The 15722-nt window shown below is 71.1% G+C and carries 14 protein-coding genes and 2 tRNA genes; 5 read left to right on the top strand and 11 right to left on the bottom strand.

The window, feature by feature from the left end; genetic code table 11:
• Positions 1–8: 8 nt before the first annotated feature.
• The 6 genes from FFT10_RS16140 to FFT10_RS16115 form a co-directional block, all read right to left on the bottom strand.
• On the bottom strand, positions 9–644 hold the full coding sequence (locus FFT10_RS16140) for a 50S ribosomal protein L25/general stress protein Ctc (RefSeq protein WP_137733873.1): 636 nt from the start codon (positions 642–644) through the stop codon (positions 9–11).
• A 79-nt stretch (positions 645–723) separates the two neighbouring features.
• A complete protein-coding gene (locus FFT10_RS16135) occupies positions 724–1686 on the bottom strand; it encodes a ribose-phosphate pyrophosphokinase (protein ID WP_137733872.1) in 963 nt (320 codons plus the stop codon).
• 56 nt (positions 1687–1742) lie between these two features.
• Positions 1743–1819, bottom strand: a tRNA-Gln gene (locus FFT10_RS16130).
• Between the two features lie 36 nt (positions 1820–1855).
• Complete coding sequence (gene ispE, locus FFT10_RS16125) at positions 1856–2743, bottom strand: 4-(cytidine 5'-diphospho)-2-C-methyl-D-erythritol kinase (RefSeq protein ID WP_137733871.1); 888 nt, start codon at positions 2741–2743, stop codon at positions 1856–1858.
• Complete coding sequence (locus FFT10_RS16120) at positions 2740–3267, bottom strand: outer membrane lipoprotein LolB (protein WP_228027141.1); 528 nt, start codon at positions 3265–3267, stop codon at positions 2740–2742. The genes ispE and FFT10_RS16120 overlap by 4 nt, the downstream gene beginning before the upstream one ends.
• Positions 3264–5159 carry a tetratricopeptide repeat protein gene (locus FFT10_RS16115; protein WP_228027140.1) on the bottom strand — a complete coding sequence of 632 codons (1896 nt, stop codon included), beginning with the start codon at positions 5157–5159 and terminating at the stop codon, positions 3264–3266. Before FFT10_RS16115 ends, FFT10_RS16120 begins: the two co-directional genes overlap by 4 nt.
• 97 nt (positions 5160–5256) lie before the next feature.
• Here FFT10_RS16115 and mutM point away from each other — a divergent pair, with 97 nt between their 5' ends.
• The 3 genes from mutM (at position 5257) to mutY (ending at position 9343) form a co-directional block, all read left to right on the top strand.
• Positions 5257–6102, top strand: a complete 846-nt coding sequence (gene mutM, locus FFT10_RS16110) for a bifunctional DNA-formamidopyrimidine glycosylase/DNA-(apurinic or apyrimidinic site) lyase (protein ID WP_137733870.1) — start codon at positions 5257–5259, stop codon at positions 6100–6102.
• A 103-nt stretch (positions 6103–6205) separates the two neighbouring features.
• Positions 6206–8221 carry a dynamin family protein gene (locus tag FFT10_RS16105; protein WP_162520818.1) on the top strand — a complete coding sequence of 672 codons (2016 nt, stop codon included), beginning with the start codon at positions 6206–6208 and terminating at the stop codon, positions 8219–8221.
• A gap of 30 nt (positions 8222–8251) precedes the next feature.
• Positions 8252–9343, top strand: coding sequence for an A/G-specific adenine glycosylase (gene mutY, locus FFT10_RS16100; RefSeq protein WP_137733868.1), 1092 nt, complete (start codon positions 8252–8254; stop codon positions 9341–9343).
• Between the two features lie 19 nt (positions 9344–9362).
• Here the strand turns inward: mutY and FFT10_RS16095 are convergent, their stop codons facing one another.
• From FFT10_RS16095 to FFT10_RS16080, 4 genes are read right to left on the bottom strand one after another with little or no spacing between them, the layout of a single operon-like run.
• Positions 9363–10004 (bottom strand): LON peptidase substrate-binding domain-containing protein, encoded by a 642-nt coding sequence (locus FFT10_RS16095; protein WP_228027139.1) that lies wholly within the window; start codon positions 10002–10004, stop codon positions 9363–9365.
• Positions 10001–10918, bottom strand: a complete 918-nt coding sequence (gene rapZ, locus FFT10_RS16090) for an RNase adapter RapZ (RefSeq protein ID WP_137733867.1) — start codon at positions 10916–10918, stop codon at positions 10001–10003. Before rapZ ends, FFT10_RS16095 begins: the two co-directional genes overlap by 4 nt.
• Complete coding sequence (gene recN / locus FFT10_RS16085) at positions 10915–12636, bottom strand: DNA repair protein RecN (protein ID WP_137733866.1); 1722 nt, start codon at positions 12634–12636, stop codon at positions 10915–10917. The genes rapZ and recN overlap by 4 nt, the downstream gene beginning before the upstream one ends.
• 2 nt (positions 12637–12638) lie before the next feature.
• Entirely contained in the window at positions 12639–13514 is an 876-nt protein-coding gene (locus FFT10_RS16080) for an NAD kinase (RefSeq protein ID WP_137733865.1), read from the bottom strand.
• A gap of 106 nt (positions 13515–13620) precedes the next feature.
• On the opposite strand from FFT10_RS16080, the gene hrcA reads away from it, so the two are divergent.
• On the top strand, positions 13621–14649 hold the full coding sequence (hrcA, locus tag FFT10_RS16075) for a heat-inducible transcriptional repressor HrcA (RefSeq protein ID WP_137733864.1): 1029 nt from the start codon (positions 13621–13623) through the stop codon (positions 14647–14649).
• 40 nt (positions 14650–14689) lie between these two features.
• Positions 14690–14766 (top strand) — tRNA-Ile (locus FFT10_RS16070).
• 268 nt (positions 14767–15034) lie between these two features.
• On the opposite strand, the gene FFT10_RS16065 is transcribed toward FFT10_RS16070, so the two are convergent.
• Positions 15035–15607, bottom strand: a complete 573-nt coding sequence (locus tag FFT10_RS16065) for a carboxymuconolactone decarboxylase family protein (protein WP_137733863.1) — start codon at positions 15605–15607, stop codon at positions 15035–15037.
• Positions 15608–15722: the final 115 nt, after the last annotated feature.

Raw genomic sequence — 15722 nt, 5'->3', positions numbered from 1 at the left:
CCGCGGCATCACTTCTTGGGGGCGGCCTTCTTGGCGGCGGCCTTCTTGGCCGGCACGGCGGCGACGACCGGTGCCACTTCTTCCTCGATCTTCGGCGCGGTGGCCGAGACGATCACCGGGTTCACCTTGCCGTGCTTCACGACCTTGATGCCCTCGGGCAGCTTCAGGTCGGACACATGCAGCGACTGGCCCTTGACCAGGCCGCTCAGCTCGACAGCGATGAACTCGGGCAGCTGGGTGGCCAGGCACTCGATCTCGACTTCCGTGGCGACGTGGTTGACCAGGCACTTGTCGGTCTTGACGGCCACCGACAGCTCTTCGCCAGAGAAGTGCAGCGGCACCTTCTTGCGCAGCTTGGTGGTCTCGTCCACACGCTGGAAGTCCACGTGCAGCACCTGCTGCTTCCAGGGGTGCATCTGGAAGTCACGCAGCAGCACCTTCTGGGTGGTGCCGGCCAGGTCCATCTCGAGGATGGAGCTGTGGAAGGCTTCCTTCTTCAGCGCGAAGTACAGCGCGTTGTGGTCGAGTTCGATCATGGCGGGAGTGCCGGCGCCGAAGACGATGCCGGGCACCTTGCCGCCCATGCGCAGGCGGCGGCTCGCTCCGGTCCCCTGCAGATTGCGCTCGAAAGCGGTGAATTTCATGGTTGCTCCATGTGTGGGGCCCGCGACCAGGCCACCGGGGTGAAGGCGCCGGCAGGATGCCGGCACCGGGTACGACCGATCAGAAGTTGGCGTTCTGCTCGGCGAAAAGCGACGTGACCGATTCGCCGTCGGAGATGCGGCGGATGGTCTCGGCAAACAGGAAGGCCACCGACAGCTGGCGGATCTTCTTGCAGGCCTTGGCCGCATCCGACAGCGGAATGGTGTTGGTGATCACCACTTCATCGAGCTGGCTGCCGGCGATGCGGTCGACCGCCGGGCCCGACAGGATGGGGTGGGTGCAGTAGGCGAAGACGCGCTTGGCGCCACGCTCCTTCAGCACCTCGGCGGCTTTGACCAGCGTGCCGGCGGTGTCGATCATGTCGTCCATGATCACGCAGTTGCGGCCTTCGATCTCGCCGATCACGTGCATCACTTCCGACACGTTGGCGCGCGGGCGGCGCTTGTCGATGATGGCGAGGTCGCTGCCCAGCTGCTTGGCCAGCGCCCGGGCCCGCACCACGCCGCCGACGTCGGGCGACACCACCACCAGGTCGGGGTAGGCCTTGCTCTTCAGGTCGGACAGCAGCACCGGGCTGGCGTAGATGTTGTCGACCGGGATGTCGAAGAAGCCCTGGATCTGGTCGGCGTGCAGGTCCATCGTCAGCACGCGCTCGACGCCCACCGTCTCCAGCAGGTTGGCCACCACCTTGGCCGAGATCGGCACGCGCATCGACCGTGGCCGGCGGTCCTGCCGGGCATAGCCGAAATACGGGATCACGGCGGTGATGCGGCGGGCGCTGGCGCGCTTCAACGCATCGACCATGATCAGCAGTTCCATCAGGTTCTCGTTGGTCGGTGCGCAGGTGCTCTGCACCACGAACACGTCGCGGGCGCGCACGTTCTGGTGCAATTCGACCGTCACTTCACCGTCGGAGAACCGGCCCACCGTGGCCTTGCCCAGTTCCACCCCCAGGCTCTTGGCCATCTCTTGCGCCAGGGCGGGATTCGCGTTGCCGGTGAACAGCACGGTGTTGAACAGCACGGTACGTTCTCCGTCAGGCCTGAAACCGCTAGGGTGGTGGGATCTTGGAAGAGGTTTGGCAGGGGAGGAAGGACTCGAACCCTCGCATGTCGGAATCAAAATCCGATGCCTTGACCAACTTGGCGACTCCCCTACACAGGACCCGGCTTGCGCCGTGCCCCTGAACTCGTCAGCTGGACCAATCCACCAGGGGATGCTGGTCCAGACTGCGGCACATCCGCCCCACCCACCCGGCCGGAAGATCCGGCCAGTTTGTCGCCATGGGTGAAGCGACTGCGCCTGCCCTCGCAAACACGGCACTGCCGGAGCCCGACATCCGGCTGTTGCCGAAGCGGGCTTCCAACCACCGGGCGACTTGCGTCACCTCGGGGCAGCTGGCTTCGGCCGGGGGCTGCAAATCATTGCGGCCGTATCCTGATCCGAGCATCACTGCGAGCTGGGCGTCTGCGAGAAAGCTCATGACTATAACAGGTTCGGTGTCGCGAACCAAGAGCGGGCTGCCAAAAATCGCCGCGGTGGCGATCGGCGGGGCCGGCTTGACCACCGCCAGCGCCTGCGGCGGCAGGGCGCCGTCGGGCAGCGGATGCAACTGCTCGCCGATGCCGCCGACGAAGGCATTGCGGCCGCCGACGAAGAACGGCACATCGGCGCCCAGCGTGAGCGCGATGGCCAGCAGCCGCTCGCGCGGCCAATGCAGGCCCCAGAGCCGGTTCAACGCCAGCAGGGTGCTGGCGGCGTCGGAGCTGCCGCCGCCCAGGCCGGCGCCCCAGGGCACCTGCTTCAGCACCGACAGGTCGGCGCCCAGCGTGGTGCCGCTGGCCTGCTGCAGCGCGCGGGCGGCGCGCAGGCTCAGGTCGTCGTCGGGCAAGGCCGGCCCCAGGTCATGGCGCTGCAGCCGGCCGTCGCTGCGGCACTCGAAGTGCAGCGTGTCGCACCAGTCGATCAGCACGAAGACCGATTGCAGCAGGTGGTAGCCGTCGGCACGCCGGCCCACCACATGCAGGAACAGGTTCAGCTTGGCCGGGGCCGGCACGTCGTACAGCGTGGTCAGGCTCATCCCGCCACCTCCAGCCGGGCGCGCACGGTGATGGCCGGCGGCGCCAGGCGCACCGCCTCCAGCGCGCCGTCCGCCCAGCGGGACAGGTCGATCTGCCAGCCCAGCTGATGGAAGCCGGGCTGGCCGTCGGGCCGCGGCTGGCTGGGCGCACCGGCCCAGGCGCGGCCGCGCAGCCAGCTGAACAGCGCGGCCATCGGCAGCGGCTCACCCAGCGCGGCCTGGCCCAGGCTGTCGAGGTCGGCATGGCGGGTCTCGCTGGCGCCGCTGCGCAGCACCGCGCTGCCAGGCGACCAGTCGGCCCGTGCGGCGGTGGCGCCCAAGGGGCCGCTCAGCACCAGGCTGCCGCGTTCGGCATCGCCGCTGAGGTCGAAGCCGGCGCTGACGGCGCGCTCTGGCTGGCCGTCCACCCGCACCGACAGGCGGCCGCTCAGCACCCCCGTGGCCGGTGGCGGCACGCTGGCGCAGGCGGTCAGCCCGGCCAGTGCCGCGAGTGCGGCCAGCCGCCCCAGGCCCGACAGCGTCAAAGGCCGACCTTCAGCCGCGCCAGGGTCTCGCGCAGCACCTCGTTGCTGGCGTCGCGGCCGCGGGCTTCCTGCCAGACGCGGCGGGCCTCGTCGCGCTGGCCCTGGGCCCACAGCACCTCGCCCAGGTGGGCGGCGATCTCGGTGTCGGGCCGGGCCGCGTAGGCCTGGCGCAGCAGGCGCAGGGCCTCGTCCTTGTTGCCGAGACGGAACTCCACCCAGCCCAGGCTGTCGGTGATGAACGGGTCGCCGGGCGACAGCTCCAGCGCACGCACGATCAGCGCCCGCGCCTCGGGCAGGCGCAGGCCGCGGTCGGCCAGCGAATAGCCCAGGGCATTGTGGGCATGCGGATGGTCGGGCTTGAGGGCGATCACCCGGCGCAGCAGGCGCTCCATCTCGGGCAGGCGGTCGAGCTTCTCCTCGACCATGGCCTGTTCGTAGATCAGGTCGGTGTCGTCGGGAAAGCGCTGGCTGGCCGTGGCCAGCACGGTGGCGGCGTCCTGCCAGCGCTTGATGTCGCGCAGCAGCTGGGCCTCGGCCACCAGCTTGGCGCGGGCGTCGTCGCCGGTGCGCTCGGGCACGGCCTGGATCAGCGCGCGGGCCTCCTTCAGCTGGCCCTGGCGGGCCATCAGGCCGGCGCGGCGGGCCTGCACCTCCAGCAGGCGCTGCGGGTTTTCGACCTTGGCCAGCCAGGTCTCGGCGGTCTTCAGGTCGCCGCGCTGCTCGGCCGCCTGGGCCAGCAGCAGCCAGGCCTGGGTCAGGTCACGTGCGCCATCGGCGGCGGGCGGCGGCGCTTCGTCGTCGTCCTCGGTGTCGCTGGCGGTGCTGCCGGTGGCAGCACCGGCGGCATTGGCGGCAGCCACGGCTGCCGGCGGCGTGGCGCCGGCCAGTTCCACGAAGCGCAGCAGCGCAGTCTCGGCCTCCTTGGGCTGCTTCAGCTCCAGCCGCAGCGCGCCCAGGGTCAGCCAGGGGTCGGGCAGGGCCGGGCGCTGCAGCGTCAGGCGTTCGAGCTGGCGCGTGGCCTCGGCATAGCGCTGGCCCTGGGCCAGGGTGCGCACATAGGCCAGGCGCACCGCCGGTTCGGCGTCGTCGCGGGCCAGGTAGTCGGTGACCAGGGCCTCGGCCCCGGCCGTTGCAGGCACCATCTCCAGTGCCAGCAGCGCAGGGCCGGTGGCAGCCGGGTCATCGGCCACGGCGGCACGGGCCAGACCCACGGCCTGCACCGGCAGGCCGGCCGACAGGTGGGCACGGCCCAGCGCGACGCGGGCGGCCGTGCGGGTGGCAGGCTGGTCCAGCCAGGGGGTGAACAGGCGGCTGGCCAGGGCCAGGGCCTTCTGCTGGTCAGGCAGGCGGGCCAGCACCCGCGGCAGGCTGGCGATCAGGCCCGGGCGCTCCATCACCGGCGCGGCGGCCAGCCAGGCGGTCAGCGGCTCGGCCAGGGCCTCGCCGCGGTTCAGGGCGAGCAGGATCTGCACCTGGTAGCGCATGGCCGCCAGCGACTGCGGCCGCGCCTCGCGCCAGGCCTGGGTGGCCGCCAGCGCCTGGTCACCGGCGCGGGCCTGCAGCGCGATCTCGACGGCGCGCTGGAACAGGTCATCGTCGGATTGCCGCCGTGCAGCGTCCAGGATCACCTGGTAGGCATTGCCGGGCCGGCCTTCCTTCAGTTCCAGCTCGCCGATCAGCAGCTGGTAGAACAGTGGCGCATCCAGAGCCGATGGCGGCGGTGGTGGTGTCTTGGCCGCGGCCGCGGCCGGTGCGGCGGATGTGTCGGCCTGGGCCAGCGCGTGGCCGCCGGACAGGGCCATCAGCGCGGCCGTCAGCAGATGCAGTGCCGGCTTGGCCGGCCGCTGGCGGGGCGGGCGGGGACCGCAGGTGCGGACATGGGGGCCGGTCATCGGGACTCCTGGAAGCTGCGGATCATTCTAGGAGGCCACCGCTCGGGCATGGTTCACCCGGCGGATGGCCCTGAAGACCGGCCACCATAATCTGGCCATGCCCGAACTGCCCGAGGTGGAAGTCACACGCGCCAGCCTGGCCGACCGGCTGCAGGGCGCCCAGGTGCGGGGGGTGCGGCTGGGCAAGCCGCTGCGCTGGCCGCTGGGCGTGGCGCCCGAGCAGTTGCACGGCCGCCAGGCCGGCACCCTGCTGCGGCGGGGCAAGTACCTGTGGCTGCCGCTGGCCGGCAGCGATCCGGCCGCCGATGCCACGCCCGGGGCCGGCTTGCTGCTGCACCTGGGCATGTCCGGCTCGCTGAACCTGGCCGACACACCGGGCGAACCCGGCCCGCATGACCACTTCGAGCTGCACACCAGCCGCGGCACGCTGCGGCTGACCGACCCGCGGCGCTTCGGCGCAGTGGTCTGGTCCGACGCACTGCAGGCCGACCCGGCGGCCAAGCTGCTGGCCAACCTGGGCGCCGAACCGTTCGATCCCGCCTTCACGCCGCTGCAGCTGCACGCCGCGCTGCGCGGCCGCCGCACGCCGATCAAGGCGGCGCTGCTGGCCGGCGACGTGGTGGTGGGCGCCGGCAACATCTATGTCAGCGAGGCACTGCACCGTGCCGGCATCGACCCGCGCACCCGCTGCGGCAGCCTGAGCCGCCCGCGCTGCGAGCGCCTGCTGGCCGCCCTGCGGCTGACACTGGCGCGCGCCATCGACCTGGGCGGCTCGACGTTGCGCGATTTCAAGGATGCACACGGCATGGCGGGCGCCTTCCAGGACGAGGCACTGGTGTATGGCCGCGAGGGCCAGACCTGTGCCCGCTGCGGCGGCACCATCCGGCGCATCGTGCAGGCGCAGCGCTCCACCTACTTCTGCGGCGGCTGCCAGCGGCGATGAAGAAGTCACGCCGGATCGGGCCGCCGGAGGCCGCTCCGGCATCCTGCAAGCTGTGCGGCCAGGGCCTGCGCTACGATGGATTCTTCACACGCCACAGCCTCGCATGTCGACCACCCTGCTGACGCGCCTGGACTCGCTGGCCCACTGGCGGCGCCTGCTCGACCGATCGATCGAGCAGCTGGCCGCGGGCATGGAGTCCAACGGCCTGCTCGACGCGCCTGGCCGCGCCCTGGCCGCGGCGGTGCGCCAGCGGCTGGCCTCCGATCGGCTGGTGGTGGCCTTCGTGGCCGAGTTCTCGCGCGGCAAGTCCGAGCTGATCAACGCGCTGTTCTTCGCCGACACCGGCCGCCGCGTGCTGCCGGCCACGCCCGGACGCACCACCATGTGCCCGGTGGAACTGGCCTGGGATGCCCAGCAACCGCCGGCGCTGGCGCTGCTGCCCATCGCCACCCGCGCCGGCGGCCAGACCGTGTTGGCCCTGCGCGAGCAGCCTGCGCTGTGGCACGAGGTGCCGCTGCCGGTGGGCGATGGCGCCGCGCTGGCCGAGGCGCTGCAGGCCGTCACCCGCGTGCAGAAGGTGACGCTGGCCGAGGCCCGCGCACTGGGCTTCTGGTCCGACGAGCATCCGGCCGACAACCCGCCGCTGGATGCGCAGGACATGGTCGAGGTGCCAGCCTGGCGCCATGCGCTGATCAACTACCCGCATCCGCTGCTCAAGCGCGGCCTGGTGGTGCTGGACACCCCCGGCCTGAATGCCATCGGCGCTGAGCCCGAGCTGACGCTGTCGCTGCTGCCCTCGGCCCATGCTGCGGTGTTCCTGCTGGCGGCGGACACCGGTGTCACCCGCACCGACCTGGCAGTCTGGCGCGAACACCTCGGCGACCGCGGCTGCGAGCGCTTCGTGGTGCTCAACAAGATCGACACCCTGGCCGATCCGCTGCTCGATGCCGCCGCCGTGGCCGCCCAGGTGCAGCGCCAGTGCGATGACGCCGCGGCCACGCTGGGCATCGACGGCAGCCGGGTGTTCCCGATCTCGGCGCGCCAGGCCCTCACTGCCCGCATGCACGGCGACGCCGACGGTGAAGCCGCCAGCGGCCTGCAGCGCCTGGAGGATGCGCTGCTCAACGGGCTGCTGCCGCAGCGCAGCCAGGTGATCGGCCGCATGGTCGAGGACGGCGTGCTGGCGCTGCAGCAGCATGGTCAGGCCCGGCTGGCCGAGCGCATGCGCCAGCAGGCCGACCAGCTGGCCGAGCTGCGCAGCCTGCGCGGCAAGAGCGCGGCGCGGCTGCAGCTGATGGGCCGCCGGCTGGAAGGCGAGGCGGCCGAGTTCGAGCTGTGCGCGCCCAAGCTGTCGGCGCTGCGCGCGGTGCTGCTGCGCCAGCAGCAGACGGTGCTGGACAGCCTGTCGAGCGACCGCTTGCGCGACCTGCTGCGCGAGATGCGCGAGGGCAGCCGCGGCACGTTGTTCAAGCTGGGCGCGGCCAAGGCCTTTGCCCGCCTGGGCGACCAGCTGCAGGCCACGGTGGTCCAGGCCGAACGGGGCCTGGATGAACTGGACCAGATGCTGCGCGCCAGCGTGCAGCCGCTGAACACCGAGTACGGCCTGAACCTGGAGGTGCCGATGCGCCCTGCCATCGATGGCCACGGGCATGATCTGGACCGGGTGCGCGAGGGCTACAGCCGCTATGTCGGCATCACCCAGATCTGGCGTCTGGCCCAGCCCGATTTCATCGACCGGTTCTGCCGTCTGCTGCATTCCCGCGTGCGGGTGGTGTTCGACGGCATCAGCCACGATGTGGAGCAGTGGGTGCAGCTGGTCAGCCACCAGATCGACACCCAGCTGCGGGACCGACGCCAGGCCCTGGCGCAGCGGCGCGAGTCGCTGACGCGCATCCGCCAGGCCGAGGACGGCCTGGAGCGCAGCATCGCCGGGCTGGAATCGCTGGAGACGCAATGCGAGCGCCTGGCCGGCCAGCTGGCCACCGATGTCGACCGCCTGCGCCACCTGGCCACCATGCCGCCATCGGCCGCGTCGGCCGCGTCGGCCACTGCCACCGGCGTGCCGCCACGGCCCGGGCACCTGCAGCTGGTGCAGCCGGCCGCCACTGCCGCGGCCTGAGCGCCACGCCGCATCGCCGATGATGGCGGCATGACGCCGCCTCTGCCTGCCGCCGCACCGCTGCCACCGATTGCGACAACCCTGATCGCCTGGCAGCGCCAGCATGGCCGCCACAGCCTGCCCTGGGTGGGCAGCCGCGATCCGTACCGGGTGTGGCTGTCGGAGATCATGCTGCAGCAGACCCAGGTCAGCGTGGTGCTGGACTACTACCAGCGCTTCCTCGACCGCTTTCCCGACGTGGCCGCGCTGGCCGTCGCGCCGCAGGACGACGTGCTGGCCCTGTGGAGCGGCCTGGGTTACTACAGCCGGGCGCGCAACCTGCACCGGTGTGCCCAGGTGGTGGTGGCCGACCACGGCGGCCGTTTCCCGCCCAGCAGCGCCGCGCTGGCCGAACTGCCGGGCATTGGCCGATCGACCGCCGCGGCGATCGCCGCCTTCTGCTTCGGTGAACGTTGCGCCATCCTCGATGGCAACGTCAAGCGGGTGCTGGGCCGGGCCCTGGGCTTTGCCGGTGACCTGGCCCAGGCGCGGCAGGAGAAGGCGCTGTGGCAGCTGGCCGAGGCGCTGTTGCCGCAGACCGGCACCGATGGCGCCATCCAGGCCTACACCCAGGGCCTGATGGACCTGGGTGCATCGCTGTGCAGCCTGCGCCGGCCGGCCTGCGATGCCTGTCCGCTGGCCGGCCTGTGCGTGGCCCGGGCCCAGGGCATGCCCGAGGCCTATCCGGTGAAGACGCGCAAGCTCAAGCGGGGCCGGCGCGCCCACCTGCTGCTGTGGCTGGATTGGGGCGACCGGGTGTGGCTGGTGCAGCGCCCGCAGACCGGCGTGTGGGCCGGCCTGTGGAGCCTGCCGGAGTTCGATACCGAGGCCGCGCTGTGGGCGCTGACGGCCGCCTGGCCGGGCGAGGGCCGGCTGCTGCCGCCAGTGGTGCATGTGCTGACCCACCTGGACTGGACCCTGCAGCCCTGCCATTGGCCGCTGCCGACCGCGCTGACTGCCGAGCAACGCCAGGCCATCGAGGCGGCGCTGCCACCCGGCCGCTGGGTGCCGCGCGCGGATGCGCTGGCACTGGGCCTGTCGACGCCGATCCGCCGCTGGCTGGAGACCGGCCCGCCGGCCTGATGGCAGGCCGGCGGCGGGCCTACAGCAGACCCTTGCCCTGCAGGTAGTCCTGCACCAGCTGCAGGCGCAGCACCGGTTCGTCCAGCGCCATCAGCCGCTGCTTGGCGGCGCCGGAGATCGGCAGGATCTCGCACCAGCGGTTGGCCACCCAGCCGGCATCGTCCAGCGCATGCGGCTGCAGGAAGGGGTGGTGGCCCTGGCCGTCCAGCGCCTCGATGGCCCGGCCCAGGGCGTCGGCAGCCGGTTGCAACTCGGCCGGCAGGGGCACTGCAGGATCGGGGGCGCCGGCGGTGGCGGCGGCCAGCCACAGGCCATCGTCACGCTGGTGGGTGGCGCCCAGGTGCACCCGCAACCCGCCGGTGCAGCGCACCCGCAGGATGCCGGGCTGCTCGGCGTCCACCTCCTGCACGTGGGCCAGCACGCCCACCGCCTCCAGCAGCGTCTTGCCGCTGCCGGCACCGCGCAGCTCGCTGCCCTGGCGGATGTGCACCACGGCGAAGGGCTCGTTGGTGCGCAGGCAGTGGCTGACCAGATCGAGGTAGCGCGCCTCGAACACCTTCAGCGGCAGCAGCCCGCCGGGGAACAGCACCGTGCCCAGCGGGAACAGCGGCAGCGCTGTCCAGGGGCCGGCTCCGGCCTGGGGTGCGGCGGCGGTGGTCAATCGCCGGCCACCAGTTCGCGGTGGCGCACCACGGTGGCGCCGTGGTCGGCAAACCGCCGGCCCAGCTGCTCGACCATGTAGACCGAGCGGTGCTGGCCACCGGTGCAGCCGATGGCCACGGTGACATAACCGCGTTGGTCGGTGGCCAGCGCCGGCAGCCAGCGGCGGATGAAGGTCTCGATCTGCGACAACATCTCCGCCGCCTCGGGCTGGCCGGCCAGGAATTGCGCCACCGGCGCATCGCGGCCGGTCAGCGCCCGCAGGTCACGCTCGTAGTAGGGATTGGGCAGCACCCGCACATCGAACACATAGTCGGCATCCAGCGGCACACCGTACTTGAAGGCGAAGCTCTCGAAGACCAGGGTGATGCGGCTGTTGGCGGCAGCCACCAGGTCGCGCACATGGCTGCGCAGGCCGGCCGGGCGCAGCGTGCTGGTGTCGATGACGGTGGACAACTCGCGCAGCTCGGCCAGCATCAGGCGTTCCAGCTCGATGGCCTCGATCAGCGCATGCTGCCCGCTGCCGTCGGCCTCGGGCTGGCTCAGCGGGTGCGGGCGGCGGGTCTCGGAGAAGCGGCGCACCAGGGTGTCGGTGCTGGCGTCGAGGAACAGCGGGCGGATGGCCACGCCTTCACGGCGCAGTTCGTCGATCAGTGGCACCAGCACCGGCAGCGAGCCGGCCGTGCGCACATCCACCGCGATGGCCACCTTCTGGGTGTAGCGCGGATGGCTCAGGCCCATGTACTCGCGCAGCAGCTCGGGCGGCAGGTTGTCGACGCAGAAATAGCCGGCATCCTCCAACGCATGCAGCGCCACCGACTTGCCCGAGCCCGAGATGCCGGTGATCAGCACCAGCTCGCGCAACACGGTGCCGGGTGCGGGCAGCGTGGACGGATCACCCGGAATGGTGCTCATGCCTTGCTGCGCCGGCGTGGCGCCGGTGGCGGAGTGGGTGTGTCCACAGCGGGAGGAACGGCCTGCTGCAGCATGGCCTGGGCATGGGCCAGGCTGGTGCTGCCCAGGCGGTCGCCGCCCAGCATGCGGGCCACCTCGGCCACGCGGGCCTCGCCGGCCACCGGGGCCACGGTGCTGGTGGTGGCGCCATCCGGCCCCAGCGCCTTGCTGACGACGTAGTGGTGGTCGGCGCAGGCGGCCACCTGGGCCAGGTGGGTGACGGCCAGCACCTGGCGCTGGCGGCCCAGCTGCTTCATCAGCGCACCGACGGTGTCGCCCACGGCGCCGCCGATGCCGGCGTCGATCTCGTCGAAGATCAGCGTGCCGGCGCCGTCGGCCGAGGCCTGGGCGGTGGTGACGGCGATCGCCAAGGCCAGGCGCGACAGCTCACCGCCCGAGGCCACCTTGGCCAGCGGCCGCGGCGTGCTGCCGGCATGCCCGGCAACCAGGAACTCCACCGTCTCCAGCCCCTGGCTTTGCGGTGCGGCCAGCGGCTGCAGTGCCACCTCGAACCGGCCACCGGCCATGCCCAGGCCCTGCATCGCCTGGCTGACCTGGGCGCCCAGCGGGCCGGCGGCCTGGGCGCGGGCGGCGCTGACGCGTTTTGCTTCTGCCTGGTGATGGCGGTCGGCCTCGGCCAGCGCGGCCTCGAGCGCTGCGGTGTCGGTGGCGGCGTCCAGCTGGGCCAGCTCGGCGCGCCACTGCGCCAGCAGGGCCGGCAGCTCCGCCGGCGGGCGGCGGTAGCGGCGGGCCAGGCCCATCCAGGCGGCCATGCGCTCGTCCAATTCGGCCAGGCGCTGCGGGTCGAGATCGGCGCGGCCCAGGTAGGCATTCAGCGCGTGGGCGGCATCCTGCAGCTGGGCCTGGGCGCCGTGCAGGGCTTCCAGGATGGGCGCGATGCGCGGGTCGTGGTCGGCCACGTCGGCCAGGGCGTCGATGGCCTGGGCGGTCAGGCCCTCGGCATGGGCCTCGTCGGCCTCGGCCACCGCCTGCAGGGCGCCGCGGGCGCCGTCGATCAGCGCCTGGGCATGGGCCAGGCGCTGGTGCTCGGCCGACAGCTCGGCCCACTCGCCGTCGTCGGGCGCCAGCTTGTCCAGCTCACCGATCTGCCAGGCCAGGCGCTCGCGCTCGCGCAGCAGCTCGTCGCTGCGCTCGCGGGCGCGGTCCAGCGCATCGGCCGCGGCCTTGCGGGTGTTGAACAGCTGCACCAGCGTGGTGGTGTCGATGCCGGCCTGGCTGTCGAGCAAGGCCCGTGTGGCCGCCGGCCGGGTGAGGCTCTGCCAGGCATGCTGGCCGTGGATGTCCAGCAGGTGGTCGGCCGCCTCGCGCAGCTGGGTGACGGTGGCGGCGCTGCCGTTGATCCAGGCGCGGCTCTTGCCCTGGGCGTCGACGGTGCGGCGCAACAGCAGGCTGCCGGGGTCGTCGCCCTGGAAGCCGGCGTCGTCCAGCCAGGTGGCCAGTGTGGGCGGGCTGTCGAACTCGGCGGTGATCTCGGCGCGGGCAGCGCCTTCGCGCACCACGCCGGCATCGCCCCGGCTGCCCAGCGCCAGTTGCAGCGCATCGACCAGGATGGACTTGCCCGCGCCGGTCTCGCCGGTCAGCACAGAAAAGCCGGCGTGGAAGTCGAGCTCCAGCGCGGGCACGATGACGAAATCTCGGAGGGCAAGGCGGCGCAGCATGCTCAGACCACACCGTCATACCAGCGCAGCTTTCTGCGCAGCGTGGCGTAGTAGCTCCAGCCACGTGGGTGCAGGAAGCGCACCTTGTGGGCCGAGCGCTGCACCCGCACCTGATCGCCATGCAGCAGGCTGGCGATGCCCTGCATGTCGAAGTTGGCCGAGGCATCGCGCCCGGCCACCACGGTGATGCGCACCGGGCCGCTGTCGGGCAGCACGATGGGCCGGTTGCTCAGCGTGTGGCTGGCGATGGGCACCAGCACCCAGCCGGCGATGCCGGGGTGCAGGATGGGCCCGCCGGCCGACAGCGAATAAGCGGTGCTGCCGGTGGGCGAGGCCAGGATCAGGCCATCGGCACGCAGGTTGGCGATGAATTCATCGCCGATGTCCACCCGCAGCTCGACCATGCTGGCGGTGGCGCCGCGGCTGACCACCACGTCGTTCAGCGACAGGCCCTCGAAGATGCGCTCGCCATCGCGCCAGACCTCGCCTTCCAGCATGGCGCGGAAGTCTTCTTCGTAATCGCCAGCGATCATCGGCGCCAGGGCCTCGCGGTACTGGCCGATCGGCACATCGGTGATGAAGCCCAGCCGGCCCTGGTTGATGCCCACCAGCGGCAGGTTGTGGCGGGCCAGCTCGCGGGCGATGCCCAGCATGGTGCCGTCACCGCCCACCACCACGGCCAGGTCGCAGTGCTGACCGATCTGGTCGATGGTGAGCGCGTCGAAATCCGTCACGCCGGTGCTGGCCGCGGTGTGGTGCTCGAACGAGACTTCCAACCCCTGGCGCACCAGAAAGTGGGCGATTTCCTGCAGCAGCGGCCGGATGCCGTCGGCCTGGTATTTGCCGACCAGCGCTGCATGTTGGAAACGGCGGGCCATGCCGGGAATTACACCACAGGGCCTGTGTTTGCACGGGTGGCGGCAGAGTGTCCAAGTCCCTGTCCGTACAATGAAAATTCGAGGCCCATCCTCCAACCACCACCCCATGGACGACCGCGCCCGCAGCCTGCTGAAAACCCTGGTCGAACGCTACATCGCCGATGGCCAGCCGGTGGGGTCACGCACGCTGTCGCGGGCCTCGGGGCTGGAGCTGTCGCCGGCGACCATCCGCAACGTGATGGCCGACCTGGAAGACCTGGGCCTGATCGCCAGCCCGCACACCAGCGCCGGGCGCATCCCCACGGCGCGCGGCTACCGACTATTCGTCGACACCATGCTGACCGCGCGGCCGGTGGACATCCACCACACCCCGCCCGAGATGGCCGGCGTGCGCGAGCAGTTGCAGCCCGACCAGCCGCAGCGGGTGATCGCCCAGGCGGCCCACCTGCTGAGCAACCTGAGCCACTTCGTCGGCGTGGTGACGGCACCCAAGCGCGCCAGCGTGTTCCACCACATCGAGTTCCTGCGGCTGGGCGAGCGGCGGGTGCTGGTGATCCTGGTCTCGCCCGACGGCGACGTGCAGAACCGGGTGATCTTCACCGCCCGCGACCACACCCAGAGCGAGCTGGTGGAGGCCACCAACTACATCAACACCCACTACGCCGGTCTGGCCATCGACGAAGTGCGCAACCGGCTGAAGCACGAGGTGGAGGCGCTGCGCGGCGAGATCGCGGCGCTGATGCAGGCCGCGGTGCAAGCCGGCACCGATGCCATGGCCGCCAATGCCGAGCAGCTGGTGGTCTCGGGCGAGCGCAACCTGCTGGGCGTGCAGGACTTCGGCAACGATCTGGGCAGCCTGCGCAAGCTGTTCGACCTGTTCGAGCAGAAGACCGAACTGATGCGCCTGCTGGAGAACAGCAGCCTGGCCGATGGCGTGCGCATCTACATCGGCGGCGAGAGCGGCGTGGTGCCGTATGAAGAGCTGAGCATCGTCTCGGCACCGTACGAGGTGGACGGCCGCATCGTCGGCACGCTGGGGGTGATCGGCCCCACCCGCATGGCCTACGACCGCATGATCCAGCTGGTGGACATCACCGCCCGGCTGGTGGGCAACGCGCTGTCGGTGCCCAAGTAGGCGGCTCCTACAATCGCGCCTCTGCTGGTGTATGTGCAGCGGGCCGTTAGCTCAGTTGGTCAGAGCAGAGGACTCATAATCCTTTGGTCGTTGGTTCAAGTCCAACACGGCCTACCAATCCAGGCTGCAGGTCGGCCCTGAAGCGCCTGTGCAAACCGGCCATCCCTTCGCGCTTGGGCCGCTGGTGCCGGATGTCCACCCGCCGAACGCGTTGCCGCCAGAGCGGTGACCAGATCACTCGACGACGGACGGACCAGCGGGCGTGCGTCTCCTGCATCCCCCAGGGTCATTCGGCGTGGATGGCCTCTATCCATCGGCTGGATGCACGGCCCATGTGCTGGCGACGGATGGGTTGGGCGCCTTGGCGCACCGGCACCGAGAGACGTCAGGCGGCTGGGAAGCCGGGGACGCCGCTGTCGAGTTGCACACCGGCGCTGTTGAGAAACCCCGATACGAGTCGGTAGAAACCGGCGACGACGAGCAGTTCGATGAGTTCGGCGTCGTTCCACCGCACTGCCAGCGTGGCCCAGGTCGCATCGGTGACGCAGTCATCGGCCGCCAGTTCGTCGGCCATGGCGATCAGGGCGCGGTCGTCGGCACTCCAGCCATGGACGTCGGGTGCCTTGGTCAATGCTGCGATCTCAGCGTCGGTCAGGCCGCACCGCAGCCCGATGACGGTGTGCTGTCCAAACTCGTAGACAGCGTTGGCGTTCCAGCCGATCCGGAGGATCACGAGCTCGCGTTCACGTTCGGGCAGCAGTCCCTTGTTGAGGATGAAACCGCCCATCAGGTTGAACCGCTTGAGGAGCTTCGGATGGTGACCGAGCACCCCGAAGATGTTCAAAGGCCGCCCGTCGAGCGTCAATGCACCGGCCAGCGTCTCGGCGAGTTCAGGATCCTTGACCTCGTCGAGGTTGATCGGCTGGATGCGTGGGCTGGTCGGGCGCGGTGCAGTCATGTCGGTGCTCTCGGTCGTGCCGTCCTCGGCCGCTGGTCAACGGGCCAACGGCACAAGTGTCGTTGATCCGACGGCACGGGTTCACGATCATGCCGTTGCTGTCGTTGGTGGCCGT

The organism is Pseudaquabacterium pictum (genome assembly GCF_005403045.1).
Taxonomy (GTDB): domain Bacteria; phylum Pseudomonadota; class Gammaproteobacteria; order Burkholderiales; family Burkholderiaceae_C; genus Pseudaquabacterium; species Pseudaquabacterium pictum.
This window is presented reverse-complemented; position numbering and strand designations above follow the sequence as displayed.

Coding starts and splice junctions, on each gene's coding strand:
- FFT10_RS16140 (WP_137733873.1), bottom strand. CDS start 644: ATGAAATTCACCGCTTTCGAGCGCAATCTGCAGGGGACCGGAGCGAGC.
- ispE (WP_137733871.1), bottom strand. CDS start 2,743: ATGAGCCTGACCACGCTGTACGACGTGCCGGCCCCGGCCAAGCTGAAC.
- FFT10_RS16115 (WP_228027140.1), bottom strand. CDS start 5,159: ATGACCGGCCCCCATGTCCGCACCTGCGGTCCCCGCCCGCCCCGCCAG.
- mutM (WP_137733870.1), top strand. CDS start 5,257: ATGCCCGAACTGCCCGAGGTGGAAGTCACACGCGCCAGCCTGGCCGAC.
- FFT10_RS16105 (WP_162520818.1), top strand. CDS start 6,206: ATGTCGACCACCCTGCTGACGCGCCTGGACTCGCTGGCCCACTGGCGG.
- mutY (WP_137733868.1), top strand. CDS start 8,252: ATGACGCCGCCTCTGCCTGCCGCCGCACCGCTGCCACCGATTGCGACA.
- rapZ (WP_137733867.1), bottom strand. CDS start 10,918: ATGAGCACCATTCCGGGTGATCCGTCCACGCTGCCCGCACCCGGCACC.
- recN (WP_137733866.1), bottom strand. CDS start 12,636: ATGCTGCGCCGCCTTGCCCTCCGAGATTTCGTCATCGTGCCCGCGCTG.
- FFT10_RS16080 (WP_137733865.1), bottom strand. CDS start 13,514: ATGGCCCGCCGTTTCCAACATGCAGCGCTGGTCGGCAAATACCAGGCC.
- hrcA (WP_137733864.1), top strand. CDS start 13,621: ATGGACGACCGCGCCCGCAGCCTGCTGAAAACCCTGGTCGAACGCTAC.
- FFT10_RS16065 (WP_137733863.1), bottom strand. CDS start 15,607: ATGACTGCACCGCGCCCGACCAGCCCACGCATCCAGCCGATCAACCTC.